Below are 26,825 nucleotides of genomic sequence, written 5' to 3' on the forward strand. Positions count from 1 at the left end.
TCATCGATCCTTCGCCCCGAGGCGGCCTCCGAACCGCCGGACTCCGAGCGCCGAGCCGCTGAGCGGTCTCCTGACGGCACATCGATCCGGTAGCCACCGAACCACCCGTCCACCGCCGCAAAGACGCTCAGAACGCCGCCTGGAGGGTCCGGGGCGCCCCTCCCGCGGCCTCGGCCCGCTCCCGGTCCTCGCGGCAGTCGGCGCAGACCCCGTCCTCGCGCAGGCCGCGGACCGCCCGGTCGCAGTCATCGCAGGTCCCGATCGGCGCCGGGGCCACCATCGGCCGGACCTCCGCAGCCGCCGCGAACGATGCCGCCGTCTGCCGGGCCCGGTACGCGCCCCGGCGTTCGGCGCCGAAGCGCTCGTCCGCCTCGGCCCGCCGATCCTGGTCCTGCCGAGCGCAGTTGCGGCACGCGAACGGGTCCCCGGCCACACCTGCACCGGGACCGGCCGTGGGCAGCCACAGGCGGCCGTCCTCGCAGTTCGGGTCCTCGCACCCACGCCGGGCCAGCCCCCGGCCGCCCAGCCAGCCCACAGGGCTCCCGACGGCCCCGTCCTGGGTCCGCCAGCGGTCCGCCAGCCGGGCGAAGACCCGGTTCGCGTCGCCGACTTCGGCCACGGCCCGATCGACCAGACGAGCGGCCACGATCCGCTGTCCGGTGCTCATCCTGGCCACCAGCGGCGCGATTCCGACGAACGCCCTCGCCGCCGTCGCGGAGATGGTGGTCCGGTGGTCCGGCGTCGGCACGGGGCGAATTCGACGGGGTTCCGCCGTAGGCGTTTCCTGCGCAGGCGTCGCCGTCGAAGCCGTTCGCGGCTTCTCCGCGGGCTCGTGCCCGTCTACCACGCAGGACGCCCTCCGGGCGGAACCCCCCCGGGAGTTCGCCTTCATCCGTAGGTCAATCGGAGTGTCTTCCTTATACGTGACGGAGGTCCCAACCCCCTGCGAACCCGACGTCCATTGACCCTCCGCACCCAGGCTCCGACCTGCCGAAACGCCGTTCCGGGCCGGCTCGGCCGAGCCGTCGACACCCGTTCCCGAGACGGCCTCCACGGGTGTCGCGGAAGTCACGTGCGACTCCCCCGCGGTCACCGAGCGTGTCGTCTCCGGGACCTCGCTGCCGGCCTCCTCGCCATGACGCGCAGAGACACGACCACATGTGACGACGAGCGCTCCGTCCGTCGTCCGGTCGCTTGCCCGCCCGGTTGCCCACTCACGTGTCGCGCGATGCGTCTCACCGGCCTCGACCTCGATTGCGTCCTCGGCTTCCTCCTCGGTCACCTCTTCGTGATCCCCGTGATCCCCGTGACCCTCGAAAGCCCCAGGAGTGTGATCCCCGATAGTCCCGTGATCCCCAAGCGCCCCGAGGGCCCCGAGAAATTCCGCGGCGAAAATGTCGACAGGCTTGATCGCCTCGGTGTCCACACCGGCGGTGGCGGCGGGCTCGTGCTCGTTCGGGTGCTCGAAGGGCCGGAGCGGTACGAGCATGTTGCGGCCCTGCCACCCTTCACGGCGGCCCACCTCCACCCAGCCCCAGCGCTCCAGGTCGGAGACCACACCGCGGGCCGCGCGAACGCTCACCGGCTCACCGATCCGGCGCCCGGATTGGTGTCGCAGCACGTCGGCGAGCTCGGCGTAGGTCAGGTGGTGGCCGCGGGCCCGGGCGTAGCAGATGACCGCGTACGCCCGAGCATGCCGGTGCGGGACCGCGCCCAGGAGGGCGACGGGCACCATCACCCACGGCTCGCCCTTTTCCGGCGTGCGCAGCCGGCGGACCGCCGAAGTCCCGGTCCCGGAAGGCTTGGTGCGGCGTACGACAGTGAGTTCCTCGCCTGCGGTGAGCTGCTTTTGCGCGGCGTACAGCGACGACGGGGCCTTGAGGGCCACCCGGCCGTCGGGCTGGGTCACCGAGCGGACGGTCAGGCCCAGATAGCGGGCGATGGTGGTGAGGTCGGCGATGCAGCCGGGCTGGTTGGGGCCGGCTGCCAGGTGGCCGACCTTGGCGGCGAAGACGAAGGCAAGGTCGCTGTACGCCTCGCCGGTCACCACACGCAGCGGGACCTTGACCGAGGCCCGGCGGACCGAGTCCGGCATGGTCGGATCGACGCCCCTGGCGCCGCCGACGCGAACTCGCGCGGCGCGCAGGGCGGCACGGACCCGAGCCTGCATCGTGAATGCAGAGGATTCGGGCACACTTGAAGAGGGCAAGGACCTGGCTGAAGACAGCACTGGGCCTGCCTCGGGGATCGCAGGTATGATCTGCTCCTGAAGCTGGTGAAGAGAAAGAGGTAGGGGTGACCCGACCGTTCGGCGCGTGGAAGTACCGGAACGGCTGGGTCTCACTGTTCGGTTGTGTAAGCGGCCGGCAGGCCTCCTTTCTCCGACGGCGCCCTTAGGGGCGCTGAGCTGCGAGCGAGTGGACTAGGGCTGGACTCCTAGGCCACTCGCTCTGCTTTTGCGGCCGTACTTCCCGAGCGGCGGTCAGGCGGCACCGTGGCGTCGTCCGACCTGCTCCTGTTCGGCGGCGAGGGCCCGCAGAGCCTGCTGGGCCCACGCGCCGAGCGTGAGGTACTGGTAAGGCGTGTTTTCTTCGACGAACCGCAGTGCGAGCGCGGCGTGTTCGCTCGGTCTAACGGCCAGGTCGGCTCCCGAGGGATGCACGTAGAGGCCGGTCATCGGGTCGACATCGGCGAGATCGCCCACTCGTGAGTGCTCGATGGCCAGGTGTTCCCACAGGCGCAGACGTTGTGGCGTATTGCGCGCATAGTTCTCGCCCGGCCAGCTGATCCTCCGCAATGCCTCGAAGGTGAGCAGGGGCAGTACGTCGCTGGGCGAGAGCACCGTCGGGTGCAGCACGTTTCGGTCCCGTGCCTCGTAGCCCACCTTGCTGGGCAGACCCGCGATGGCCGCGAGCCTCGCCACGGTCCAACGCTCCCGGGAAGTGGCCATGACCGTCCTTTCGTGTCAACGACCAAACCCTATCGCGATCTCCGGCAAATAACTTCCTGTCAGGAGAGTCGGCGTGTCGCGCATCGCGATGACGTCATCACAAGAACGGCGCAAAAGCCCAGAAAATAAGGCATTGGCGTTGTGTTCGATCTGCATGTTGGAAGATCCACCCGCACGTCCATCCCCTGTCACGCATGAATACCCAGGCGTCGAGTGTGCGCTCCGTTGTGTGATCCAGTGCTTGAGCGAGTGTCGGATCCACCGTTCGGACCATCGTTCGACCGTCTGCTCCAGCGCGCCGACGCGCCGTCGTGAGACCCGCCGCGAGACCTATCGACAGTCCCATCGCGCGGGCCGCCGTTTCGCCCGTTGCTCCGACCGGCCGCCCATGTCTCCGTGCGTCCGTCGTTCGCGCCGCACAGCCGCCCGCACACCCGCACATACAGCCATGCGCTTTGACGAACGGGTTGGGATTCAGAAGGCCATGCATGTGCATGGACATCACCACGCACAGATCAACGGACAATCTCCCGTGCGGATCGCCGCACAGCTCGCCATGCAAGTTGCAGGTCAATAGCTGTTTGAGGGGGGATGAGCAGACGGCCCCGAGCTCGACCGGAATCATGGATCGGATCGGTGCCGAGACGTGGCCGCAGCCGAATCTGCGCGGCCGTGAATGGCGACGAATGGCGACGAATAGTCGGCTCGGGCGGGTGTTTGATCGAGTCGACCGATGCGGTAAGAGCGACGAAATCACCTGTATACGCACAGAGTTCGTCGTTATGTGAGATATGCCGCGCACTGCGGAGGGGTCGGGTGGTACGGAGGGACTGCTTGACGGCTGGAGGGGGCGGGTGCGGAGAGACTCTGAGCGGCGAGGGGAAACGGAACACTGATCGCACTCTGTGATCTTCGAGACACGTTCGGTGCACCCCGGCGTCGGTGCGAAAAGGGCCGAATGCGATGCTCGTGGCAGCCGCCGTACGGGGTGGTTGTCGATGATCGGAGTGTTCATGACGACTGATGGAGCCGCTTCCCGGCTGGTGTTGTGGGACATCGACCACACGCTGATCGACGGCGGGACCGTGGCCCGACGGGCGTACACGGCGGCATTTCGTCGGGTCTCCGGGCGTTCGCCGGTCCATCCCTGGCAGTTCGACGGACGTACCGAGTTGGCCATGGCGAGTGAGGTGCTGCGTGCGCACGGACTGCCGCCCGAGGGTGGCATGCTCGACGCCTTCCTGGACCTGATCATTGCCGAACTACGGGATCGCGAGGCGGAGTTGGCCGCGGAAGGCCGGGTCCTCGCCGGTGCGTCCGAGGCGCTCGCCGCGCTGGGGGCGATACCCGGGGTGTGCCAGTCGGTGCTGACCGGCAATCCGTACGCGCTCGCGGTGTTGAAGATGCGGGTCTTCGGCCTCGCCGACCACGTGGACTTCCGGGTCGGCGCGTACGGCGACGACGCCTACGAGCGGGCCGACCTGCCGGCCCGCGCCCTCGCACGTGCCGAAAAGCACCTCGGCCGGCGGCACGTCGGCGCGGACACCGTGATCATCGGCGACACCCCGCGCGACATCGCCGCAGCCCGGGCCGTGGGCGCGTGGTCCGTCGCGGTGGCGACCGGGACGACGAGCGCGGCGGCGCTGACGGCGGCGGGCGCCGACGTCGTCCTGGCGGACCTGGCCGATACGGACGCGGTGCTCGGTGCGCTGCTGGGTCCGGCGCGATGAGCAGCCCGTGGGTGCGATCGGCCGACGCGACCTGCCTGGTCATCCCCCGTTTCGCCGGTTCGCTCGGCCTGGCCGATCAGGCGCCGCGCATCGGCATCAGCAGGTAGTGATAGTCCGGGTCGTCGCGGTCGTCGTGCGGTCCGGGTGTACCGGGTGTGCGGGGCGCGTCGGGTGCGGCGTCCGTCAGGATGGTCGGCTTCGTCGGCGTGCTGAACAACAGGCGTGCGGTCGGTGTACGAAGCGCGGCCAGGCCGTCCAGGAGGTGGGCCGGGTTGAAGGCGACGCTGGTCGGCTCGCCGGTCAGCGCGACCGGCAGCGTCGCGCCGGCCTCGGCCTCGTCGGTGCTGCCGGCCTCGACCCGCAGCGACTCCCGCCCGAACGACAACCGGACCGGAGCGTTGCGGGTGACCACCGGCGACACCCGTCGAAGGGCCTCGATCAGCGCCGCGACCTCGATCGTTGCGACGGCGGTGGTCTCGTTGTCGAACAGCCGGTCGTAGCGCGGGAACTCGTGGTCGAGCAGCCGCGTCGTCGCGTGCCGCCCGCTCCCGGCCAGGCCGAGCAGGCCGCGGCGGCCCGGCTCCGGTCCGAGCGCGAGGCGCAGGTCCGTGTCGATTCCCGAGTGTTTCGTCAGGTCGGCCAGCATCCTGGCGGGCACCAGGGCCGTCCGGGCCGGATCCTCGGTGGCCGGCCGCCAGGGCAGCCGTCGCACCGCCAGCCGATATCGATCGGTGGCGGCCAGGACCAGTGCGTCGTGTGTCAGGTGCAGCCGGATCGCGGTGAGCACGGGCAGGCTCTCGTCCCGGGCCGCGGCGATCGCGACCTGCGCGACGGCCTCGGCGAATGCGGCCGCACGCACGGTGCCCGCGGTCTCCGGGAGCAGCGGCGTGGCGGGGTAATCGGCGAGGGCCGGCAGCGGCAGCGCGAAGTAGGCGCCCGCGCAGGTCACCCGGGCTCGGGCCGGATCCACGGTGAGGTCGACCGGCTGATCGCGGGGGAGTGCGCGGGCGATGTCGGCGAGCAGTCGGCCCGGGACCAGGATCTCGCCTATCCGGGCGACCTCGGCGGCGACCTCGATGCCGGCCGATACCTCGTGGTTGTACGCGGAGATGGCCAGGGTGCCGTCGCCCGCCTTGAGTCGGAACGCGGCGAGAGCGGGGACGACCGGCCGGGCGGGCAGCGCGCGAACGGCCCAGCCGATGCCCTCGACGAGGCGGTCGCGGGTGATCCGTACCTTCACAGGGGCCCTTTCCGAGAACTCGACGAGGGGGGAGCGGGTGCGTCGCTTGGTGATCGAATCCTTGTTCGATTGCTGGGGGAGTGAGACTAACGGGGCGCTCGGACAGCCCACGTACGTGACGACAGCCCCGTGTGCCGAAGGACAGCCCGCATACCGTGACGACGGCCCGCGTGCCGCGACAGCCGAGGCGAGGTTCGACGTTTGCCGCCGAGAACCGGTGATCGGTGGATTCGGGTGATCAACGGTCGAGCCGCACGGACTCGTCCGCCGACGCTTGCTCGTCCGGTCGCTGCCGCTCCGTTCCCTCGGCGCCTCTCCGCCTTCTTGGTGTCTCCTCGTTCGGTCCGGGGCATGCGGGGTCCGTCCGGGGCCGGTGTGTCAGGCCGTGCCGGCCAGGTGTTCGGCGGACTTGCGGGCGTCGGCGATGGCGCCGGCCAGGTGCGGGTGGGTGAGCCGGCCCGCACGCTTGACGGGGCGGCCGGCCACCAGGACGGTGTCGACGTTACCCGCGTGGGCGGATGCCACCACGGCCCCGGCGATGTCGTGGCCGGCGCCGACCAGGTTGATCGCGTCGGCGCACAGCAGGATCAGGTCGGCCTGCTTGCCCACGGCCAGTGATCCGATCCGATCGGCCAGGCCCAGTGCGGCGGCTCCGCCGATGGTCGCCATGCGCAGCATGTCGGCCGCGAACAACCGTGGACCGTCCGCGAGTTGGCTGGTGAGCAGGGCGGCGCGGAGCAGCGAGAACATGTCGCCCGGACCGCTGGTGACCACATCGACGCCGAGCCCGGTGACCAGTCCTGTGGCGCGAGCGCGGTTGATCATCGGTGCGCCGTGTCCCATCTGGGCCTCGATGTGCGGCGCGATCGAGAGGGTGCCGCCGGAGTCGGCGATCATCGCGAGTTCGTCGTCGGGCAGCGAGTTGCCGTGGATGTAGAGGGTGCGCGCGGTCAACAGGCCGTGGTCGCGCAGGGTCTCGATGGGGCGATGGGCGACCGGGCCGCTGCCGACGTGTACGGCCAACGGGATGTCGAGGTCGGCGGCCAGGCGCCAGTCCTGCTCGACCAGATCGATCGGGGTGTACGAGGGGCCGCCGGGGGCGAGCGCGAGGGTGACCAGATCGTCGTCGCCGGGGAACAGGCGTTTGCGCAGGTCGCGGACGATGCGTGGGTCGCGGGCGGCGGGGTCGAACGGCGGGTGGCCGTAGCCGAACACGGCCCGGATGCCGGCTGCGCGCAGTCCGTGGACCGCCGCGTCGCCGTGTTCGGCGCGGTGCTGGACGTGGGAGAAGTCGTGCACGGTGGTGATGCCCGCGTCCAGGCACTCCAGCGCGCCGACGAGGTTGCCCGCGTACACGTCCTCGGGGCGCATCGCGGGGGAGAGCCGGCCGAGCACCCGGCCGAGGTAGTTGCCGAGGTCGCTGTCGACGGCCACCGCGCGCAGCACCGACTGCCAGACGTGGCGATGGGTGTCGACGAATCCGGGCAGCACGATCCGGTCGTGGGCGTCGAGGACTTCGGCCCCCTTGGCGGCCAGGGCCGGTCCGACGGCGACGATCGCGCCGTGCTCGATCAGCACGTCGGTGTCGGGCCGGACACTGACCTCCGGGTCGGTGTCGACGACGGTGCCGCCGCGAAGGAGCAGTCGGGTGGGGTGGGGCGCGGCGGAAGGGGTTGCTGCGGGGGTGGGCCGGGCGGACATCTGGACCTCCGAGAGGGATCGAGCGGATTCGGCCGCACCGGTCGTGGTGCGGCGGACGGAAGCATCTCACATGAAAGCTTTTTAGAAAGCTATCAGATGTGTGTAATACGCTGTCAAGATGACCGCACCAAAGGACCGCGCGAGCGCACTCATCAGCGCGTGGCAGGCCGAACTGCCCGACGTGCTGGACGCGACGACGGAACTGAGCAAGCGGATCATGTTGCTCGCCGCCGATCTGGACGAGGCCACCCGCCGCGAGCTGCCCGAATTCGGCCTCACCCCGGCCCAGTTCGGCGTACTGGTCGCCCTGCGACGGGTCGGCGCGCCCTATCGGCTCAAGCCCACCGAGCTCAGCCGCGCGTTGTTGCTGTCCTCGGGCGGCACCAGCAACGTCACCAATCACCTGGTCGCCGAGGGCCTCGCCGAGCGCCTTCCGGACCAGGGCGACGGTCGCGGCACGCTGATCAGCCTGACCCCTCGCGGCGTGCAGGTCGCGGAGGACGCGGTCCGTGCCAACGCCGCCGCACACGCCGAGGTCTGGCGGGGCGCGTCGGCGGCGGCGATCGAGGCGGCGACCCTGGCACTGCGCGAGATCGCCGCCGCGACCGAGGCACCCCGATCGACGCGGCGGTCGGCGCGCGGGAACGGGTGAGGGACGGGTCCGCCGGTCCGGCGCCTGGTCGTCGCCGGGGACGAATGGCCGTGCGGCCGGGGCGACTTCGTGGTCGGGGCGATGCGGCCGGCCGCCGGGGGCGACCGGGTTCGGAGTGATCGGCCCGCGCAAGTGGATCCGGCGTCGATCGTGTTCTCGGGCATGCCGGCGCGGGATGCCCGAGGTGGGGACTCTCTCGCGGCTCGGTCAGAAGGGCGCCGGCGGGTGCTGCGGCCGGGGCGGGGGTTGGCGGGGGACCGGGGGCGGCAGTCGGCCCTCGGTCGTCCGCCCGTGATCGGGCTGCGCCGGGTGGGCGTGCTGCGTCGGGTACGGCGCGGGTGCGGGCTGTATCGAAGGCGCCGCGTACATGGGGTACGGGTGGTGCATCGGGTGCATCGGGTGCATCGACGCCATCGGGTGCATGCCCGGTGCCATGTGGAAGGCGCGCTCGTACTCGGACTGGAACGTGGTGATTCGGGCCACGACCGCGATGGCCAGGCCGGCGGCGGCGATCAGTAGCAGGAAGGCCCAGCCCGCCGCGGTGTCGGCGGTGCGGTAGGACTCGTGGTAGGCGATCCAGGAGTCGCTGCCGATCGCATCGTTGCGGCCGTCCGTCTTCCGGCCGATCACGCCGAAGACGATCACGATGTTCGCGGCGAGGTAGGTCGACCACCAGGTCCACAGCAGCGGATGCCGGCCCGGGGTGAAGCCGCCGCGCAGGGGCGCCCGGGGGTCGCTTGCCTTCCAGATGTCGTGCGCGATCAGCGGTGGGAACCACAGGTTGACCACGGGGCAGAACCAGCCGCCGATTGCCCAGCCGCTGGAGAAATGTTGCGCGGACGGCGGGAACACCTCGACGTTGCACCGTGCCCGATGGAACCAGATGACGAACACGACCATGACCGCGACGATGGCCAGACTCGACATTCCCCACCACAGGCCGATGGATCGGTTCGCCGCGTCGGGGTCGGCGGACAGCCATCCGCCGTGCAGGGTTTCGTCGACCAGGTTGGCCCGATGGAAGAGCGCGATCGCCGCGAGCATGGACAGTACGGCGGTGACGCCGAGCAGGACATACAGTGCGATGGCCAGTCCGCGCAGGGACCGGAAGACCGGCGCGTACCAGCCCGCCGGCGGCGTAGCGGCCGGGCCGAAACGGGCGAAGCGCAGGTCCGTGGACGACGTCGCGTCGGCGGACGGGGCGTACTCCTGGTGACCGCAGTTGGTATAGCGGTCCGGCAGTGTCGATCGGGCGCCACAGCTTGCACACAACACGAGTTCGGATCATCCCTCGTCGATGGTCGATACCGGCCATGCGGGTCGATGGGGCGGCGAGGTCACGGTCGGCGACCGTCCTCGTATAGCCCACATGGCGTAAGCGGCATCATGCCGTGCGTTATCCCCGCGCGTCACGCGTGAGACGAGGGCGTGACGCAAGTCCAAGCCGCCGGGCCAGGCGCCTTGGTGCGGGGGCGTCACCGCTTCGTGACCCCGGGTGTCCCGTGCTGCCGGTGGCCCGTATCCGGCGGGCCCGGGCGGCGCATGAGGCCGGCGGCCGCGGCCCCTGGCCTTTGGCGTGTGGTCTCCCACGTCCGCGGCGCCGCCGACGGGGTATCGCGTGGGGCGTCATCGAGCCGCCACAGCCGGCATTCGTCCGCGGCGCTGTCGGCCGGGAGGGCGGAATCTCGGAGGCGGCCTCGACCGCAGGTCGAACCCGATCGTGCCGCTCGGCTCGCATACGTCACGAAGCCCGAACGAGAACATGGCCGCCGTCACGGCTCTCTATCGACCGGCGGCGGCACGAGCGATCAGCCCGCCGCGCGGTACACGGCAGGGCGCACGGAACGGGCGCTTCGGCGAACGAGGGCATGGTCGCGAGGGTCGCCGTGGGCGGCTCCGAGTCAGGACGTGCCGGAGCGGGCGATCCGGAAACCCACGTCGTCGACCCGGTAGGTCGGGTGGCTGCGGCGGCGGGCGGAGGCTCGGCAACTCCAGTGTTCGTCGAACCAACCACCGCCGCGCAGCACCCGGTAACTGCCGTAGACCTCGGCGTCGTAGACGTCCCAGCACCAGTCCCACACATTGCCGAGCATGTCGTAGAGGCCCCACGCGTTGGGCTGCTTGCCCCCTACCTCGTGGATGCGCTCGTCCGAGTTCGCGCGATACCAGGCGATGTCGTCGAGTGGCCCATAGTGCGCTCCGGTCGTACCGGCCCGGCACGCATGTTCCCACTCGGCCTCGGTCGGCAGCCGGTAGCCGTCCGCGGACGTGTCCCACGCGACAGACTCGTCGTCGTCGGCCCCGATGCCGTACGTGCCCTCCGTGCCGTACGCCGGAGTGAACCCGTCACGTCGCGACAGGGCGTTGCAGAACCGCACCGCGTCCCACCAGGAAACACCCTCGACCGGCAGCCGGTCACCGTGCGGGCCGCTCGGCCGCAGACCGGTGATCTCCGCGTACAGCGCCTGAGTGACCGGGAACGCCGCCAATCGGTAGGGCGCGAGTTCGACCGACCAACTGCGCCGGGTCCGCCGGTCGGACAGCGTCACGTGCCCGGCCGGGACGGCGACCATCGCGTATCCCGCGCTCGTGTCCATGATCACGCGATCCTATGACACCGGGTTCGCGGGCGAACGTGTCGCAGGCCTGCTGCGCCCGGGAGTTGCGCCGCGGCCTCCATCGACGGATTCAATCCCGGGGCGACGACCCCGGTCCAGGGTTCGCCGGCCGAGTCGCTGACAGAGAGGTAGCGCCGCGCGGAAAGGTCCGGATGCGCCCCAGAGTGCTGGTGGCGACCACCTGCGTTTCGTCCAGGGTGACTTCGGTGAACGGATCGGACGAGCACCCGGCCGCCCACCATGCGGGTCGGCCCAGGCGCCACCCGCCCCACACCCACGCCCGCCCATTCCGCCCCGCCCCCGTCAGCTCAATTCCAGCCGGTCGATCAGGCCCGCTGCGGTGAAAGCGTCGATCAGGGTGTTGCGGCCCTCGGTGAAGTGGCCCCAACTGTCGAAGTGGACCGGGACGATGCGGCGCGCGCCGAGGATTGCGGCGGCTTCGGCGGCCTGAGTGCTGTCGAGGGTGAGGAGCGCGCCGTCCAAGACAGAGGTGCGGGCCGCGCCGGCGAACAGGACGGCGGTGTCGACCGGGCCGATGCGCGCGGCGATCTTCTCGACCACGGCCAGGGAGGCGTTGTCGCCGCTGACATAGACCGTGGGCAGGTCGGACGCGGTCAGTACGAAGCCGACGACCTCGCCCGTGACCGGTTCGCAGCCCTCGGGGCCGTGCTGGGCGGGAGTGGCCGTCACGGTGACGGTGCCGCCGTCCGGGCGGGGGAGGTCCACCCCCTCCCAGGGACCCAGACCCCGAGCGGTACCGCCGAGCCGGCCCGCGCCGCCGGCGGTGGTCAGGACCAGCGGGATGTCGGCGAGCAGCGCCCGACCGGAGTGGTCGAGGTTGTCAGGGTGTTCGTCGTGCGAGAGCAGGACCACGTCGATGGGGCCGAGTTCGGCCGGGTCGATGGCCGCAGGAGCGGTCTTGGTCAGGATGCGTTCGGCGCCGACGAAGTAGTCGCCGGGCTCGTCGAAGGCGGGGTCGGTGAGGAACCTGAGGCCGCCGAACTCGATCAGGGCGGAGGGGCCGCCGAACACGCGGATGTCGATCTGCTCGTTGGTTGCGCTGCTGCTGCCGGTCACTGCACACCTCACGGATAATGGTCACGTTTTCCGTGAGAAAAGCTAGCCGATACTCACGGAGAACGGCAAGGCTTAACATGAGAGCCATGAAGGAGAACGTGGCCAGCGCCCCTGCTCACCTCGCGCCCGTCGTCCCTCCGCCCGCGCCGGGGGCGGACCGATATCTCGCCCTCGACCTGGCCAACAGCGACCTCGCGCTGCCCGGCGGTCAGGACGTCGACCTGCTGGGCTCACCCGCGTCCGCGAAGGATTGGCTGGTCGAGCGCGAGCTCGCGCCGCCGGACAGTCGGCTGTACAACGTGTGCGCGGGTCGGTTGCGCGCCCTCCGCGACGTCGTGCGAGCGCTGCTCTCGTCCCGGATCGCCGATCTCCCGGCGCCGGCCGCATCGGTACAGGCCATCAACGACGCGCTCACCAGCGCCCCGTCGGCCGCACTCCTCTACTGGGACGAGGCCCGAGGCCCGTACCGCGCCCAGGCACACCCCATCGACCAGATCGTCAACCACGCCATCGCGATCCTCGCCGCGGACGCCGCCGACCTGGTCACCGGCCCGGACGCCGAACGACTGGCCCCTTGCGGCGCCACCCCCTGCCGACGCTTCCTCATCCGCACGCACGCCTCCCGCCAATGGTGCTCGACCCGCTGCGGCGACCGCGTCCGCGCGGCCCGCGCCTACGCACGCCGCACCCAGGCGAAGACGCAATCGCACTGAGAACGCGCGCCGTCCCGAGCGCGTGTCGATGAGCGGGTGACGCCGTGCCACCCCAGGCGGTCGAGCCGATAGGCGACCCGGGCCGATCCCCGGGGTGGCACCGACCGGTGACGTACCGACCAGCCAAACCATGGTCGATTCGCTGGTCCCGGCGGCCGGTGGCGTAGCGCTCGCGGTGCTCGGGGTGAACCTCCGCGAGCGTCTCCGCGATCGCGGCCGAGGGATCGTCGCCGATCAGGGCCACCCGGAGCAACTCGTGGAAGATCGCGGTGCCTTCCCACGCGGCCCGGTCGCCGTGCGTGAGCGCGGCGATCCGGCGGGCGGCGGCCATGGTGGCCGTGCGGCCGTCGGGCGCGAAGTGTCCTTGCACCGGGGGCGCTCGCTGCTGTCGTCTCGTAGCGAACGCCTGTGCTGGATATGACCGGACCCGGCGCGCGAAGTCATCGCTCCGTGGGGGCGGCGCGGTCGACTGCCCCGAGCCGGTGACCGGCCGGGTGCCGGCCCCGGTTCTTTGCGTGGGTGATACCCCGCGTGCGAAGGCGGGACTTCGGGAGAGGAGGTGGCGCACCGGGGAGGCCTACGGTCGAGGCCGAGCACGGCAGCGCCCGCGTGACTGCCGGCGTGCTCGGCGTCGCCATCCTCGCCGCAGTCGCCGTGTCGGCGGCGACCGGGTATCGGCCGATCGGGACGGGGCCCATCGGGCCCGCTCAGTACGCGACGGTGAAGCGGGCGCGGTGGTGCCGCGGCTGCTCCGCCTCGTCGATGAGGGCGACTGCGAGGTCCTCGACGGAGATGGCCGAGACGCCGTCGGGGTCGACGAGGAGTTCGTCGGTGCCGAGTCGGAAGGTACCGGTGCGGGTGCCGGGCTCCAGGTTGGCGGGCGGGCTGAGGTAGGTCCAGTCGATCTCGGTGTCGGTGCGGAAGACGTCGAGCTGGGCGTTGCAGGCCAGGGCGATGCCGCGCCACGCGGTGGGCACGAATCGCGGGTCGTCGACCGCCATGGTGTCGCTCGTGCCCGGCACGGTCAGGCTGCCCGCGCCGCCGACGGTCAGCAGGCGTACCCCCGTGCCGGTGAGCCCGGACAGCAGCGCCTCGGCCGTGTCGGCCAACGCCTGTTCGTTGCCGGGTGCCGGGCGGGTGGCGCTGATCACCAGGTCCTTGCCGGTACTCAGCGCGGCCACGTCCTCGACCCGTGCGGCGTCGCCGACTCGGGCCTCGGCCTCGGGGTGCAGTTCGGGAAAGCGGGCCGCGTCGCGGACCACGGCGGTGACCTCGTGGCCCCGGGAGAGGGCCTCGGAGACGACTCGGCTGCCCACGTTTCCGGCTGCTCCGAACACGGTGATGCGCATGGTGGTGTGCCCCTCTCGGATGGTCGATCGGTGGTTCGATCGAGTGGCTGATCTCTTAGTGCTAAGAGAAATGTATCTCATCGCTAAGGTAATCGAAAGGAGGGGAGTCGATCCGGATCACTCCATCGACTCGGCTAACCTGACGCCGTGGCAGATCACGTCGACCTTGTGCTGGAGCAATGGGGTACGCAGCGCCCCGACCTGGACGCGTCGCCCATGGCGGTACTCGCCCGGCTGTCCCGCGCCGCGCGTCTGGTCGGTGCCGAACTGGCCCGGACCTTCGGCGAACACGGGCTCGACGCCTCGTCGTTCGACGTACTCGCCACGCTGCGCCGGCATCCGTCCCCGCATCGGCTGAGCCCCACCGAGTTGATGCGGGCCTCCATGGTCACCTCGGGCGCCATCACCCAGCGCCTGGATCGCCTGGAGGCGCGCGGCCTGGTGTCCCGCGGTACCAGCGCGTCGGACGGCCGCGGCGTACTGGTCGCACTCACCGACGAGGGCCGCGAACTGATCGACCGGGTGTTGCCCGCGCACCTCGACACCGAACGCCGTGTGCTCGCCGCACTCGGCGTCAAACAGCGGGCGGCCCTCGCCGACGGGCTCCGCACACTCCTGGAATCCCTGGGGGACGGCACGGACTGACGACTCGGTACGCCGGGCGGCTTCCGGGCGTCGCGGGCGGGTACGCCGGCTCGCCGAGTGGGCCCGCCTGGCCCGCGCGGTGCGGCCGGGCCGACCCGCGCGAGCCCTGCGCGGATCGCGAATGGAACGGTCCTCGAACGGATAGCAGCACGCACATGGTTCTTCACACGCGTTCCGTGCAGGTCGCAGCGTCCACCGACCGGGTGTACATGCTCTTGTCCGACACGGACAAGCTTCCCGAATTCTTCCCTCCGGTGACCGCCGTCCGGGCCACCTCGGGCCGCGCGGTGGTGGTGACCGCCGGCGAGTCGGCGCATTCCGTGGCGGCCGAGGTCGACCTGGATCGGGACGGTCCGGGCACCCGGATCGAATGGGTCGTGCGCGGTACGCCCTACAGCGGCATCGTGATCGTCCAGGACGGCCCGGGCGACGTGAACAGCATCGTCACCGTCGTGGTCGACGACGGCCAGGACCCGCTGGACTACGGTGCGGTCGAGCGCGAGCGCCTCCACGACGCGGGCCAGTTCGGCGGCAAGAAGGGTCACGAGGCGTTGCCCGTGGACGCGCTCACCCGCCACCGCCAGGTTGGCGCGGACGCCGACCTGGCCATCGGCGACATCCTGGAACACGGCCTCGACCACCTCCGCGCCTACGTCGAGACGGGTCGACGGCAGGGTTGAATCCGACCCGTGCGCACCCAGACCGACCCGGCCCACGCCGACCGTCGCTCGGGGTGCGCTCACATTTCGGCGCGGTGGCCGGCCGGTCCGGGCCGGTTGGGTGGCCCGCGCTCCGTGCGCAACGCCTTTGACATGCGGGGTCGTTGGCCGCCGCCCGCGCCGGTGCAACTTCCGGCAGCTGTAGCTGTACGACCTGAGATCGCGTCCTGATCCGCGACTGTCGATTCGCGCCCGGGATCGCGCACGCGGCGCTGCTGTGCAGCCGGGGCGATTCTCCCTCCGGACGAAGGCCGGCGGCGACCTGAACGGCTGAGCACCCACCGACCCGACCACCAACCCCGAGCGCGCCACGACCCGGCCGGCAGCCCACCGCCCCGCATCAACATCCGCGCGCGGTGCTCGCGGTACTCGCCGCGTCCGACGAGTCCGCCCTGGCCCGCACGAGCGATGGTGCCGAGCGGGCCGAGCTGCTCGCCGAGGACCCGCCGGCCGCCGACCTCGCCGCGCTGGGCGAGCAGGCACGCGAGGCGGTGGCGGAGGGCATGCGAGATCTCGCCGAGGCCGGCCGAGAGCCCCGTTCGCCCCCGCCGTTCGCCCCTGCCGACCGCTCGCCCCGCCGAATCGGCCGTCTCGCCGGCCGTTTGCCCCGCCAACAGCTCGCTCGTTCGCTTGCGGGCCGCGCCGGGGCTCTGGGGTGGTTCCTCGCTCGGGGGGTTCTTGACGGAGTCTTGACACCGCCTAATGGCGGGCCTAATTTGCTCTCACTCTGAAATATTTTCACTCTGAGAGGTGCACATGGCGGAGACGGCCGATGCCCGATGGGCCAACCGCTCCAGCCTGCTCGCGGTGCTGTTGGCCGGTGGGCAGCACAGCCGCGCCGGTCTCACCCAGCAGACCGGGCTCAGTGCGGCCACCGTTTCGCGCGTGGTCGAGGGGTTGCTCGACGAGGGCCTGGTTCGTGAGGGTGCCGTCCTGCAGACCGGGAGGCGCGGGCGGCAGGGCGTGGTGATCGAGGTGGCCGCCGAGCGCGGGGTCGCGGTCGGGGTCGACCTCGGTGGCACCACCTGTCGATTCCTGGCCACCGACCTGCTGGGCCACTCGCCGCGCTACCGCGAGGAGCCCACCCCCCGACACCTGGCGGCCGACGACCTCGCGGACTGGCTCGCCGAGCGGGTCCGCGCGCTGTATGCCGACGCGGCCGCGCCCGATGTGCTGCGCGCGGGCGTGATAGGTCTGCCCGGCGCGGTCGCGGCCGACGGGTTGGGCGTGCGCGGCGCGACCAACCTCCCGCAGATCGAGGGCGACCTGTTCACCCGCCGGGTGCGCCGCGCGCTGGAGGGCACCGTCGCCTTCGGCAACGACGCGGATCTGGCCCTGGAGGGCGAGTTGCGGCACGGCGCCGCCCGCACCGCCGACACCGCCGTGATGTTCACCGTCGGCGCCGGCTTCGGCGCCGGTGTGGCCGTGAACCGGCACGTGCGGGGCGGACCGACCGGCCTGGTAGGCGAGTTCGGCTTTCTGCCGGTGGACTCCGACGACCACACCGTGGAGGAACTGGTCGGCGCCGAGGGCCTGATGCGGGCCGCTCGCGAAGCCGGTCTGGACGTGGCCACCGCCGCCGACCTGTTCGTCGACTCCTCGCCGGCGGCCCGGGCCGTGATCGACCGGTTCGAGCGCGCGCTCGGCGTGGCGTTGATCGCGGTGACGATCGCCTACGAACCCGAACTGGTCGTTCTCGGCGGCCGGGTCTCGGCCTCGATCGACGCCGCGATGACCACTCGCTTGCGCGAACGGGTGCGCCGACGATTGCCCGCGTGCCCCGAACTCGTGCACTCCGAACTGGCCGATCTCGCAGGCGCGTTGGGCGCGGTCTCGCGCGGCCTGACCGCACTGCGGGTCCGCTTCGACGTCGCGGCGGATGCGGCGGCGGCGGTCCGGGCCGACCTGGAACTGCCCACACTGCTCGCACCGGCGGGCACCCGCTGACGGACCACCCGCCCACCCCGGGCGGAGCGCCGCGGCGAACCCACGAACCGCGGCGAATCCCGAATCGCAGCGAACCACGGACTGCGGCACCCACGGACCGCGCCAACCCACGGACCGCGCCAAACCCGCCAACCGTGGTCACCCCACCAATCGCGCCTCCAGCGGCCGCGCCCAACCCGCCAACCGCAACGACCCCCACGCCTCGCACCCACCACAGTCGTCGAAGCGCACCCACCCGGGTCGTCGAATCGTCCCCCTCCGACACCGGCCGGCCACCGGCACCTCCGCAGCCGACCGACCCTTCGCTCCCGTCAAAGGCACATCGGGCCGCCGCACCAGGCGGCCCGCGCACCCTCAGGGGTCCGTCCCACCCCACCGAAACGCCTGGAGTACCACCAATGTCCACCCCACTGCCGTCGAAAGGCGGGTCCCTCCGCCGGAACACGCTGTCCGTGTTCGGTGCCGTCGCCATGTGTATGGCCTTCATGGGCCCGGCCACCAGCGTCGCGTTCAACACGCCTCCCGCCGCGGCGGGAGCCGGGTACGCGCTGCCCCTCGCCATCGTGCTGGCCATGGTGGCCAGCCTCCTGGTCGCCAACACGATCGCCGCGTTCGCCCGCAAACTGCCTGCGGCCGGCTTCGCCTACACCTACAACAGCCACGGCTTCGGCAAGTCCGGCGGCTTCCTCTCCGGGTGGTTGTTGCTGCTCACCTACGGCATGGTCGGGCCGATGTTGTTCGCCGCGCTCGGCGGCTACAGCCACGACTTCCTGGACAGCCAGTTCGACGTCCGGGTGCCGTGGCAGGTGATGTCGCTGGCGTTCGCCGCCGTGGTATGGGGCGTCAACTCGCTCGGCGTGTCCAGTTCGGCCAAGACCGCGTTGATCTTCCTGGTCCTGGAGGTCGGCGTACTGCTCGGCCTGGCCGGGGTGATCCTCGGCGATGGCGGCGACTCGGGTTTGGCGGTGGCGCCGTTCGATCCGGCCAATTCCATCGACGGCTTCAGCGGCCTGGGCACCGGCATGTTGTGGGGCATCCTGATGTTCATCGGCTTCGAGTCGGTGGCCACCCTGGGTGAGGAGGCGCGCGGTGCCAAGCGCAGCATTCCGCTCGCGCTGTTCACCGCGGTCGCGGTGATCGGCACGTTCTATGTGCTGATGGCGTACTCGACCTCGATCGGCTTCGGCTCCGCGCACGGCTCCCAACTGGCCGAGGACGCCGCGCCGTTGACCACCCTGGTGGATCGCTACTGGGGTGTCACCTGGATCCTCGCGCTGACCGTGATCGTCAGCCAATTCGCCAACGTCGTCTCCGGCTCGAACGCGGCCGTGCGGGTGCTGTTCTCGATGGGCCGCGAGGGCGTGCTCCCGCGCTTCCTGGGCCGGACCAACGAACGCCACGTGCCGCAGTCGGCGATCACCGCCTACCTGGGCTTCTCGCTCGTCTTCGCGCTGGTACTGGGCAGCGGCTTCGGCGGCGACCTGGGTCCGCTGGGCGTGTACGGGTTCGCGGGCACCATCCTCGGGCTCGGGATGGTGATCATCTACATCCTGATGAGCGTCGCGGTGACCCGGTTCTACCTGCGCGAGCACCGGGGCGAGTTCTCCATGCTGCGACACGGGATCCTGCCCGGCGCGACCGTGCTGCTGATGCTGCTGCCGATATACGGCCAGCTGTGGCCGGTGCCCGATCACCCGAACAACCTCGTGCCGTACGTGATCGTCGGCTGGATGCTGCTGGGCACCGTGTATCTGGTCTGGGCGCACCGCTCGCGTCCGCAGGTGCTGGCCGCGATGGGTCGCGTGTTCGAGGACGAACCGGACGCCGGCGAGGCGGCCGCGGAGCCGGGGGAGGGGGCGATACCCGTGTCGGTCGCCCGGACCTGATCCGCGCCGGAAACGTTCGACGGCCTCGACGTCCGACGACCTTCCGACATCTGCTCGCCGGCCCGCTCCGTCCGGGCGTCCGCCCCGCCCGCCCCGTCCGCTCGTCTCAAAGGAGAGTCTCCCGATGTTCCTCGACCGACTCCTCGCCCACAACCGCCCGCTGATCGAGGCCGTCGTGACGGCTCATCAGGAGGGTCGCCTGCTTGCCAACACGTACGTGGCGGACCTGGACACGGTGGCACGCAACGCCGCCACGATCGCCGAGGCCGCGCGCTCGCGAGGACTGTCCACGTACGTGATGGCCAAGCAGTACGGGCGCAATCCCGACGTCACACGCACCGCGATCGAGGCGGGGCTCGGCCCGGTGGTCGCGGTGGACACCGCGTGCGTGTCGGCCGCGGTCCGGCACGGCCTGCCGGTCGGGCATGTCGGGCACCTGGTGCAGCCGCATCGGGGCAGCGAGGACTTCGTGGTCGGCGCCGACCCCGAGGTGGTCACCGTGTTCTCGGTGGACGCGGCGCGGCGAATCGGCGCGGCGGCGGCACGGCGCGGCGGCCCTCCCGTGTCGGTGCTGCTGCGCGTGCACGGTGACGGGGACCGGTTCTACTTCGGCCACGGCGGGGGGTTCCCGGCCGCCGACGTGGTGGCCGCCGCGCGCGAGGTCGACGCGGTGGAGGGCGTAGCGGTGCACGGCGTGACCACGTTTCCGTGCCTGCTCGCCGACCCGGAGCAGCGGCGGATCACGGGCACGCCCAACCTGGCCACGGTCGTCGCGGCTGCCGAGCGGCTGCGCGCGGCCGGGTTCGCCATCCGTCAGGTGAACGCGCCCGGGACCACGTCGGCGCGTTCGCTGACGATCGCCGCCGACGCGGGCGCCACGCATGTCGAGCCGGGCAACGCGATCCACGGGACGACTCCGCTGCACGTGTTCTCCGAGGAGGCGCCGGAGCAGCCGGCGATCGTGTACGTGACCGAGGTGTCGCACGTGGACGGCGACGACGCGTACGCGTTCGCCGCCGGGCACTACGTCGACAAGGTACTGGGCGAGTTCCGACTCACCGCGCTGGTGGGCCGGGACCCGGCGACCGCGGTCGAGCGGGTGGTGCGGGTGGATACCGCTCCGGACGGGGCGATCCACTACTACACGGTGCTTCGGGACGCGCGCCGGCTGGGGATCGGGCCGGGCGACACGGTGGTGATGTGCTTCCGGCCGCAGGCGTTCGTGACGCGTGGGCGGACGCAGTCGGTGGCCGGGTTGCACGGGGCCGGGCGGGAGGGTGCCGCCGCGGGTGCGGTGGTGTGGGGCGAGCGGTACGACGCGGAGGCGCGGGTGGTGGGTGATCCGTCCTGACCGGGCCGATGCGACGGCCACTGCCTCATTACCCCTGCCATGTGCGATTGCCCGACTCGAGGATTGTGACGATCGTGTTCGACTCCGCTGACCTGGTCGACCCGCCGCTGCCGCGCGACTCCCTCGGGATAGTCGCGCTCGACATCGGCGGCACCAAGACGGCCATGGCCGCCCTCGATGCGGCCGGTACGGTGCTCGCGGAGCGCCGGGTGGCCACCCGCGAGCCGGGCGAGGACATGGCGCATGCGCTGGATCGGCTGCTGCGGCTGGCCCGGGAGCAGGTCGCGGCGGTGACCCGGGGCGGGCGGCGCGAGATCGTGGCGGTGGGCCTGGTCTGTCCCGGCACGGTGACCTCGGCCGGGGTGGAGCTGTCGCCGAACCTGCCCGGGATCGAAAACGTGGACGTACTCGGCCTGGCGCGCGAGGCGTTCGGGTCGGTGCCGGTGGTGGTGGCCAACGACGTCAAGGCGGCGGGGTTGGCCGAGTTGCGCTCGGGCGCACTGGTTGCCGCCGATCCGGGGCTTTTCGTCAATCTGGGTACGGGAGTTGCCGCCGCGCTCACGGTCGGCGGCCGGGTCGTGGGCGGCGCGCGGGGTGTGGCCGGCGAGATCGGCTACTCGCTGGTGCCGGGTCGGCCCGACGAGCCGGACCTGGAATCGTTGATCGGTGGCGGCCCGCTCACGGCCCGTACGCAGTCCCTGTACGCACTCGCCGGCAACGGCCTGCCGCCGGACGCGGCGGCGATCCTGACCTCCACCGACCCGCGCCTGCGGGCCATCGCCGATCATGCCCTCGATGTGCTGGCGGGCCACGTTCTCAACCTGTATCTGGCGCTGGATCCGACGCGGATTGCGCTGGGCGGCGGGCTGATGGCCGTGTCCGAGCGGGTGCTCGATGTCCTGCGGAGTTTCCTCGCGAAGCACACTCCGGGCACGGCCGATCCGGGCGAGGTGATCGTGGCGGCGCGTTACATCCACGACGGGGCGCTGCGGGGCGCTGCCGCGCTGGCGTGGGACGTGGCGGGGGGTGAGCGGCCGGGGTGGGCGTTGCTGACGTGAAGGCGCTTGTTCGCTCCGCGGGTGGGGCGGGTTGTGCGCCGAGGCGACTGCCCACGGCCGCAGCCAAAGCCAAAGCCAAAGCCAAAGCCAAAGCCAAAGCCAAAGCCAAAGCCAAAGCCATGGCCGCAGCCACAGCGATAGCCATGGCCACGGTCAAGGTCACGGCCACGGTCAGGTTTGGGTGTTGCGGTTTTGTTTTCGGTCCTTGTTGTTCGAAATCGATCGATGGGATGAACATGACGAACACGGCTTCTCCCGCCGTTCCCGCTCCCGGCGCCGTGATGGCTGCCGAGATGGCCGAACAACCCGACGTATTGCGGCGGTTGGTGGGTCGGCTGCCGGAGCTGGCGGCCGCGATTCGGGATGCGTTGCCGGTGCCGTTGCACGGGTCGGTATTGATCGCGCGTGGGTCTTCGGACAACGCGGCGGCGTTCGGGCGCTACCTGTACGAGTTGGCCTCCGGGCGGCCGGCCGGGCTGGCCGCGCCCAGCCTGGTGACCAGGTACGACGCGCACACCGACTACACCGGCTACCTGGTCACCGCGTTGAGCCAGTCGGGTCGTACGCCCGAGATCGTCACGGCCGTGCGGGCCGCGCGTGAGCGGGGTGCCCGGGTGGTGGCGGTCACCAACGAGGCGGACAGCGTGCTTGCGGCACAGGCGCATGTGCTTGCCGCGACGGATGCGGGTACGGAGATCGCGGTTCCGGCCACGAAGACGGTCACCGCGCAGCTTGTGGCCATGGTCGGGATCGCGCTTGCGCTCGGTCCGTTGCCGTCGACGGTCGCGGATCTTGCGGATCTGGCCGGGCTACCGGACGCGGTGAGTCGGGTACTGGCCGGTGCCGACGCGTGTGAGGCGTTGGCCGCGGACTGGGCGCACCACGATCGCCTGGTGGTGGCGGGACGTGGGCTCGGGGGTGCGGTGGCATTGGAGGGCGCGCTCAAGATTCGGGAGACGTCGGGGGTCTTCGCCGAGGGCATCTCGGTCGCCGATCTGCTGCATGGGCCGATCGCCGCGCTGGGCGACCGGGTACCGGTGTTGCTGATCGACCTGGGCGGCCCGACCGCACCGGACATCGCTGCCCTTCGCGCGCGCCTGGTCGCCGACGGCATACCGCACGCGACGGTGGCGCCCGAACTGGGCGACCTGCGTACGGAATCCGCCCGCGCGATCGCCACCACCGTGCATCTGCAAAATCTCGCCCGCACCTTCGCCCTGCACCGCGGCGCCAATCCGGATGCCCCGATCGGCCTGGCCAAGGTCACTCCGACCACCTGATCGTTCGAGCGCCTCGCCCGGGTCGTGGCCGGTGTGTCGACGCCGGCCACGACAGGGTTCAGCCGGGCCCGGTGTTGCCCGCAGGGGTGGTTCGGCTCGTACGGTGGAGGTATGCGCATTCTGCTTACGTCCGATACGCATCTGCCCCGACGGGCCAAGGTGCTTCCCGAGCGGTTGCTCGCCGAGTTGGCGGCGGTCGATGTGGTGATTCACGCGGGTGACTGGGTCGACGCCGCCGCGCTGGACCTGTTCGAGGCCCGGTCGCGGCGGCTGGTCGGGGTGTACGGCAACAACGACGGGCCGGATCTGCGAAGCCGGTTGCCCGAGGTGGCCCGAGTCGAGCTGGGCGGGGTGCGGTTCGCCGTCGTGCACGAGACCGGTCCGGCGGAGGGTCGGGAACAGCGGTGTGCGGCCCGGTATCCCGATGCGGATGTGCTGGTGTTCGGGCACAGCCACATCCCGTGGGACACCGTGGCCGACTCCGGCCTGCGCCTGCTCAACCCCGGCTCGCCCACCGACCGACGCCGACAGCCGCATCACACGTACATGACGCTGGCCGCCGACGCGGGCGAGGTCGCCGAGGTGGCCCTGCACGACCTGGATTGAGCTCCTGGCCATGTGGTCGGTGAAGTTGCGGAGCCCGAGGGCGGAACCGCGCAGGTGCTCGGGTCGGGACGGTTCCAGGTAGCGCCCAGCACGTCGGGTCTTCCCTTGACGACCAGCACGCTCGCCATCGCGGGGTACGTAGGCGTCGTCACGAACGCTGGTCCGTCACCGTCGAGATGACCCAAGCCGAGAGCGCGGTTTCCGAGGCGTAGGTGGGTCCGTGCGTGTTGCCCTGCCCCACGCGGGCGCGGTGCGCTACGGCGCGGCGCCGGGGTGACACCTCCGCAAGCAATGCGCCGGCTCGGGACAACCGCCGGGGGTTGGCCTGCGCCCGCGAACCGCTCCGGGCCGCGAGAGAGGCCGGTGACCGTTGTCCGCCGGCGAGGCGTTCGCGGTGTGCCTCAGTGACCCACTCGGTGCGTCGCCTCGACCTCGGCCAGGAAGCCGGTGATCGCGGCTTCCCATGCCGCCGGTCGTTCGGCGAACGGCAGGTGGCCCGCGTCCAGTTCGACAACGCGCACGGTGCGCAGGCCGGCTGCGAGGGCGTGGTGGTGGTTCGGTTCGACCAAGCGGTCGCCCGTGGTGGACACGACCAGGACCGGGATATCGATCGTGGCCAGGTCGGCGCGTACGTCCAGGCGCTCGACCAGTTCGGTGTGTTCGGGCGTGCCGGGCGGCGGGGTGTCCGCCGTCGTTCGGAGCAGGCCGGCCAACTCGTCGGCGGAGAGGGCGGCCAGGGCGTCCGGGCTCAGTGCGAGCGGGGTCACGAACGCGGCGAACGTCGCGCGGTCGCCGGATTCGTACAGCCCGCGCCAGACGCGCGCGGCCAGCCGCAGGCGGTGGTCGGCGTGCGCGAACGGTGCGGTGAGGACGAGCGCGGTCACCCGCTCGGGATGCCGGGTCGCGGCGCGGACGGCGACCGCGCCGCCGAGGGAGTAGCCGGAGATCGCGAACGTGTCCAGGCCCTCGGCGACCCCGGCCGCGACCAATTGATCGGCGAGTTCGTCCAGGTCCAGCGGTGCTTCGGCGCGCGGGGTGTCGCCGGTGCCGGGGAAGTCGACGCCGACCACGGTGTGGCCGGATGCCAGGCCGGTCAGGATCGGGCCGTAGTTGGCGGTGATGCCGCCGCCGGCGCCGTGGGCCAGGACCAGGCCGGGGCCGGTGCCCACGACGGTGCGGGCGTAGGTCGGCGTGGGCAGGGTGACGGTGGACATGCGGGCTCCCGACTGGACGAGCAATATGTAGTGGTCGCTATAAATCTCCCTGTAGCAGAGTCTCCCGGGTTTCATAACGAGCGCTATACAATGGACGCATGTCCGGTACCCCAGGCCGCCCGCGCGGCTTCGATCGCGAGGCCGCGCTGGACCGCGCGGTGCTCGAGTTTTGGCAACACGGCTACGAGGCGACCTCGGTGGCCTCGCTGACGGCCGCGATGGGCATCAAGCCGCCCAGCCTGTACGCGGCCTTCGGTGACAAGCGCAAGCTCTTCAGCGAGGCCATTCGGCGCTACGGGGTCACCTACGGTGCGGTCGCCGGTGATGTGATCGCCGCGGCGCCGGACGCGCGCCGGGCGATGGAGAGTTTGCTGTACGCGCTGGCCGACGCGTACACCGAGCCCGGTCACCCGCCGGGCTGCATGGTGATCACCGCGGCGGTCAACTGCACCTCGGCGTCCGAGGAGGTCAAGGCCGAACTGCGCGCGATTCGCGAGGCATCCAAGGCAGTGATGCGCGCGAGGATCGTCGCCGACACGACCGCCGGCCGGCTGCCGGCGGACACCGACGCCGACGGCCTCGCCACCTACTACGCGGCGGTGGTCCAGGGCATGTCCACCCAGGCCGTCGACGGCGTCGACCGCGCGACCCTGGAACGCATCGCCGCGCTCGCCATGCGCTGCTGGCCGCAGGGTACGGCGACGTAGCCCGCGCCTACTCGTCGTGGCGGGCGGTAGGTTCGGTGTTCAGGAGTTCGTATTGCCGTCGAGCTCGGTCGAGTTCCCGCGCTCCTCGTCGGCCAGGTGTTCACGGGCGTCCGGCCAGGTGATCGGCAGGCTCTCGGCCGCCACTTCCCAGAAGGTGAAGGTCGACGTGCGCATGGTCGGGCGCAGCGCCCCCATGATGCCGCGGTGCGGTTCGGTCCGCACGAAGGTGTCCAGTGCCTCGCGGCTCTCCCACGCGGACAGCGTGTAGAAGACGCGCTTCAGCGGTTGGGCGATCAGCGAGGCGCCCACCGCCCCCGGCGCGGACTTCACCTGACGCCAGGCGGCCAGTGACTTGAGGAAGAACTTCGGTACGTCCTTGGCCGAGCGAACCTCGAACCGGGAAGCCATCACGAGCACCCGAGTCCCGGGTATGGCCGGGTTCGGTGTGGTCCAGGGGAGCGTGGGCATCGTAGGGCTCGCTTTCGGAAAGTCGATCATGAGGACGTGGGCAAGACCGAGAGCGTACGCGCTCCCACGCGTTCCGCCCACCGAATTCGCGGACCGATCGCGGACCCGCGCGGGAGCGCCGTCGCCGCACCGTCGGTTCCGTCGCACGGACGCCGGGGTTTGGCTTTTCCTGCGCCGCTATGCCGAGCCTGCCGCCCCCAGCAGGGTTTCCGCGGCCCGGGTTCGGGCGTACCGCACCTCGCGGCCCACGCGGTGGCCGGCGACCAGGCCCGCCGCGCGGTTGTTGATCGGTTTGCCCGCCGGCGCGTGGGTGGACCGCATGCGCCGCCGCCGGGTGATGATGGTCGCCGACCTGGTCCGGGCTGCGCTGATCGGGTCGATCCCGGTGGCCTGGTGGCTGGACGCACTGACCCTGCCCCAGTTGTACGCCGTGGTCCTACTCAACGGCTGCGCGACCTGGCCGGACTGTGCCTGGCCCCGGCCGGGCTGTTGATTCCGCTGATCGATCGTGGTCCGTGGCTGGTGCTCGCCGGCCTCGGCTGGTTCCTGGCCACCGCCAAGATGGGCATGGACAATGTGCTCGGGGTCAGCCTGCGGCAACGTCTGACCCCCGACGCGCTGCTCGGCCGGATGAACGCGACCTTCCGCTGTCTGCTCACCGGAGCCTCCGCGATCGGCGCGGTGGCCGCGGCGCTGATCGGCCAGTACGCCGGTGTGCACACCGCGATGTGGGTCGGCGGCGTGTGCCTGTCGCTGGGCTTCCTCCCGGTCTACTGCTCGCCGGTGCGCACGCTGCGCGTCCTCCCCGAGGGGCCGACCCTGCTGGTGGCTGCCGCACTTCGCCCCGAGGCACCGGCCGCCAAAGGGTAGCCGAGCCGCCGCGACCGACAGGTACGGGCGCGGGGTCGACAAGC

26 protein-coding genes and 1 pseudogene are annotated in these 26,825 nt (G+C 71.3%); 14 read left to right on the top strand and 13 right to left on the bottom strand.

Annotated elements, in window-relative coordinates; genetic code table 11:
* Window positions 1-127: 127 nt before the first annotated feature.
* The 3 genes from ABZS54_RS13960 to ABZS54_RS13970 form a co-directional block, all read right to left on the bottom strand.
* A complete protein-coding gene (locus tag ABZS54_RS13960; RefSeq protein ID WP_355534492.1) occupies window positions 128-2,095 on the bottom strand; it encodes a hypothetical protein in 1,968 nt (655 codons plus the stop codon).
* A 387-nt stretch (window positions 2,096-2,482) separates the two neighbouring features.
* A complete protein-coding gene (locus tag ABZS54_RS13965) occupies window positions 2,483-2,950 on the bottom strand; it encodes a hypothetical protein (protein WP_020554288.1) in 468 nt (155 codons plus the stop codon).
* A 15-nt stretch (window positions 2,951-2,965) separates the two neighbouring features.
* Window positions 2,966-3,106, bottom strand: a complete 141-nt coding sequence (locus ABZS54_RS13970; protein ID WP_355534494.1) for a hypothetical protein — start codon at window positions 3,104-3,106, stop codon at window positions 2,966-2,968.
* Window positions 3,107-3,963: 857 nt separating this feature from the next.
* On the opposite strand from ABZS54_RS13970, the gene ABZS54_RS13975 reads away from it, so the two are divergent.
* Entirely contained in the window at window positions 3,964-4,680 is a 717-nt protein-coding gene (locus ABZS54_RS13975) for an HAD family hydrolase (RefSeq protein WP_355534496.1), read from the top strand.
* A gap of 76 nt (window positions 4,681-4,756) precedes the next feature.
* On the opposite strand, the gene dnaN is transcribed toward ABZS54_RS13975, so the two are convergent.
* Window positions 4,757-5,920 carry a DNA polymerase III subunit beta gene (gene dnaN / locus ABZS54_RS13980; protein WP_355534498.1) on the bottom strand — a complete coding sequence of 388 codons (1,164 nt, stop codon included), beginning with the start codon at window positions 5,918-5,920 and terminating at the stop codon, window positions 4,757-4,759.
* A 378-nt stretch (window positions 5,921-6,298) separates the two neighbouring features.
* Complete coding sequence (locus tag ABZS54_RS13985; RefSeq protein WP_355534500.1) at window positions 6,299-7,621, bottom strand: amidohydrolase family protein; 1,323 nt, start codon at window positions 7,619-7,621, stop codon at window positions 6,299-6,301.
* Between the two features lie 118 nt (window positions 7,622-7,739).
* Between ABZS54_RS13985 and ABZS54_RS13990 the strand changes: the two genes are divergently transcribed.
* Window positions 7,740-8,273, top strand: coding sequence for a MarR family transcriptional regulator (locus tag ABZS54_RS13990; protein WP_355534502.1), 534 nt, complete (start codon window positions 7,740-7,742; stop codon window positions 8,271-8,273).
* A 207-nt stretch (window positions 8,274-8,480) separates the two neighbouring features.
* On the opposite strand, the gene ABZS54_RS13995 is transcribed toward ABZS54_RS13990, so the two are convergent.
* From ABZS54_RS13995 to ABZS54_RS14005, 3 genes are all read right to left on the bottom strand, one after another.
* The gene (locus ABZS54_RS13995; protein ID WP_355534504.1) at window positions 8,481-9,548 is read right to left on the bottom strand and encodes a DUF4328 domain-containing protein; all 1,068 of its coding nucleotides are present in this window, start codon (window positions 9,546-9,548) and stop codon (window positions 8,481-8,483) included.
* A gap of 626 nt (window positions 9,549-10,174) precedes the next feature.
* Complete coding sequence (locus ABZS54_RS14000; protein ID WP_355534506.1) at window positions 10,175-10,870, bottom strand: SUMF1/EgtB/PvdO family nonheme iron enzyme; 696 nt, start codon at window positions 10,868-10,870, stop codon at window positions 10,175-10,177.
* A gap of 324 nt (window positions 10,871-11,194) precedes the next feature.
* The gene (locus ABZS54_RS14005) at window positions 11,195-11,968 is read right to left on the bottom strand and encodes an MBL fold metallo-hydrolase (RefSeq protein WP_355534508.1); all 774 of its coding nucleotides are present in this window, start codon (window positions 11,966-11,968) and stop codon (window positions 11,195-11,197) included.
* 86 nt (window positions 11,969-12,054) lie between these two features.
* On the opposite strand from ABZS54_RS14005, the gene ABZS54_RS14010 reads away from it, so the two are divergent.
* Window positions 12,055-12,681 carry an ABATE domain-containing protein gene (locus ABZS54_RS14010; RefSeq protein WP_355534510.1) on the top strand — a complete coding sequence of 209 codons (627 nt, stop codon included), beginning with the start codon at window positions 12,055-12,057 and terminating at the stop codon, window positions 12,679-12,681.
* 157 nt (window positions 12,682-12,838) lie between these two features.
* Here ABZS54_RS14010 and ABZS54_RS14015 read toward each other — a convergent pair.
* Window positions 12,839-13,249, bottom strand: a pseudogene (locus ABZS54_RS14015) (ADP-ribosylglycohydrolase family protein); the annotation flags it as partial.
* Window positions 13,250-13,388: 139 nt separating this feature from the next.
* Complete coding sequence (locus ABZS54_RS14020) at window positions 13,389-14,030, bottom strand: NAD(P)H-binding protein (RefSeq protein ID WP_355534512.1); 642 nt, start codon at window positions 14,028-14,030, stop codon at window positions 13,389-13,391.
* A gap of 147 nt (window positions 14,031-14,177) precedes the next feature.
* Here ABZS54_RS14020 and ABZS54_RS14025 point away from each other — a divergent pair, with 147 nt between their 5' ends.
* From ABZS54_RS14025 to ABZS54_RS14060, 8 genes are all read left to right on the top strand, one after another.
* Window positions 14,178-14,675 (top strand): MarR family transcriptional regulator, encoded by a 498-nt coding sequence (locus tag ABZS54_RS14025; protein WP_355534514.1) that lies wholly within the window; start codon window positions 14,178-14,180, stop codon window positions 14,673-14,675.
* Between the two features lie 155 nt (window positions 14,676-14,830).
* Window positions 14,831-15,355: an SRPBCC family protein gene (locus tag ABZS54_RS14030; protein WP_355534516.1), complete on the top strand. Its 525-nt coding sequence runs from the start codon at window positions 14,831-14,833 to the stop codon at window positions 15,353-15,355.
* 795 nt (window positions 15,356-16,150) lie between these two features.
* Window positions 16,151-17,341: an ROK family transcriptional regulator gene (locus ABZS54_RS14035; RefSeq protein ID WP_355534518.1), complete on the top strand. Its 1,191-nt coding sequence runs from the start codon at window positions 16,151-16,153 to the stop codon at window positions 17,339-17,341.
* Window positions 17,342-17,793: 452 nt separating this feature from the next.
* Window positions 17,794-19,227 (top strand): APC family permease, encoded by a 1,434-nt coding sequence (locus ABZS54_RS14040; RefSeq protein WP_355534520.1) that lies wholly within the window; start codon window positions 17,794-17,796, stop codon window positions 19,225-19,227.
* A 124-nt stretch (window positions 19,228-19,351) separates the two neighbouring features.
* On the top strand, window positions 19,352-20,578 hold the full coding sequence (locus ABZS54_RS14045) for an alanine racemase (RefSeq protein ID WP_355534522.1): 1,227 nt from the start codon (window positions 19,352-19,354) through the stop codon (window positions 20,576-20,578).
* Window positions 20,579-20,652: 74 nt separating this feature from the next.
* Window positions 20,653-21,636, top strand: coding sequence for an ROK family protein (locus tag ABZS54_RS14050; RefSeq protein ID WP_355534524.1), 984 nt, complete (start codon window positions 20,653-20,655; stop codon window positions 21,634-21,636).
* 236 nt (window positions 21,637-21,872) lie between these two features.
* Window positions 21,873-22,916: an SIS domain-containing protein gene (locus tag ABZS54_RS14055; protein WP_355534525.1), complete on the top strand. Its 1,044-nt coding sequence runs from the start codon at window positions 21,873-21,875 to the stop codon at window positions 22,914-22,916.
* A 111-nt stretch (window positions 22,917-23,027) separates the two neighbouring features.
* A complete protein-coding gene (locus ABZS54_RS14060) occupies window positions 23,028-23,522 on the top strand; it encodes a metallophosphoesterase (RefSeq protein ID WP_355534527.1) in 495 nt (164 codons plus the stop codon).
* A 401-nt stretch (window positions 23,523-23,923) separates the two neighbouring features.
* Here the strand turns inward: ABZS54_RS14060 and ABZS54_RS14065 are convergent, their stop codons facing one another.
* On the bottom strand, window positions 23,924-24,736 hold the full coding sequence (locus ABZS54_RS14065) for an alpha/beta fold hydrolase (RefSeq protein WP_355534529.1): 813 nt from the start codon (window positions 24,734-24,736) through the stop codon (window positions 23,924-23,926).
* 98 nt (window positions 24,737-24,834) lie between these two features.
* On the opposite strand from ABZS54_RS14065, the gene ABZS54_RS14070 reads away from it, so the two are divergent.
* A complete protein-coding gene (locus ABZS54_RS14070; RefSeq protein ID WP_355534531.1) occupies window positions 24,835-25,443 on the top strand; it encodes a TetR/AcrR family transcriptional regulator in 609 nt (202 codons plus the stop codon).
* Between the two features lie 39 nt (window positions 25,444-25,482).
* Here ABZS54_RS14070 and ABZS54_RS14075 read toward each other — a convergent pair whose 3' ends face one another.
* Window positions 25,483-25,911 carry a DUF3291 domain-containing protein gene (locus ABZS54_RS14075; RefSeq protein WP_355534533.1) on the bottom strand — a complete coding sequence of 143 codons (429 nt, stop codon included), beginning with the start codon at window positions 25,909-25,911 and terminating at the stop codon, window positions 25,483-25,485.
* 177 nt (window positions 25,912-26,088) lie between these two features.
* On the bottom strand, window positions 26,089-26,232 hold the full coding sequence (locus ABZS54_RS14080) for a hypothetical protein (RefSeq protein WP_355534535.1): 144 nt from the start codon (window positions 26,230-26,232) through the stop codon (window positions 26,089-26,091).
* On the opposite strand from ABZS54_RS14080, the gene ABZS54_RS14085 reads away from it, so the two are divergent.
* Both ABZS54_RS14085 and ABZS54_RS14090 read left to right on the top strand, forming a co-directional pair.
* Window positions 26,231-26,404, top strand: a complete 174-nt coding sequence (locus tag ABZS54_RS14085) for a hypothetical protein (RefSeq protein WP_355534537.1) — start codon at window positions 26,231-26,233, stop codon at window positions 26,402-26,404. The genes ABZS54_RS14080 and ABZS54_RS14085 overlap by 2 nt on opposite strands.
* Window positions 26,401-26,781, top strand: coding sequence for a hypothetical protein (locus ABZS54_RS14090; protein WP_355534539.1), 381 nt, complete (start codon window positions 26,401-26,403; stop codon window positions 26,779-26,781). Before ABZS54_RS14085 ends, ABZS54_RS14090 begins: the two co-directional genes overlap by 4 nt.
* Window positions 26,782-26,825: the final 44 nt, after the last annotated feature.

The organism is Embleya sp. NPDC005575 (genome assembly GCF_040605455.1).
Lineage (GTDB): Bacteria > Actinomycetota > Actinomycetes > Streptomycetales > Streptomycetaceae > Embleya.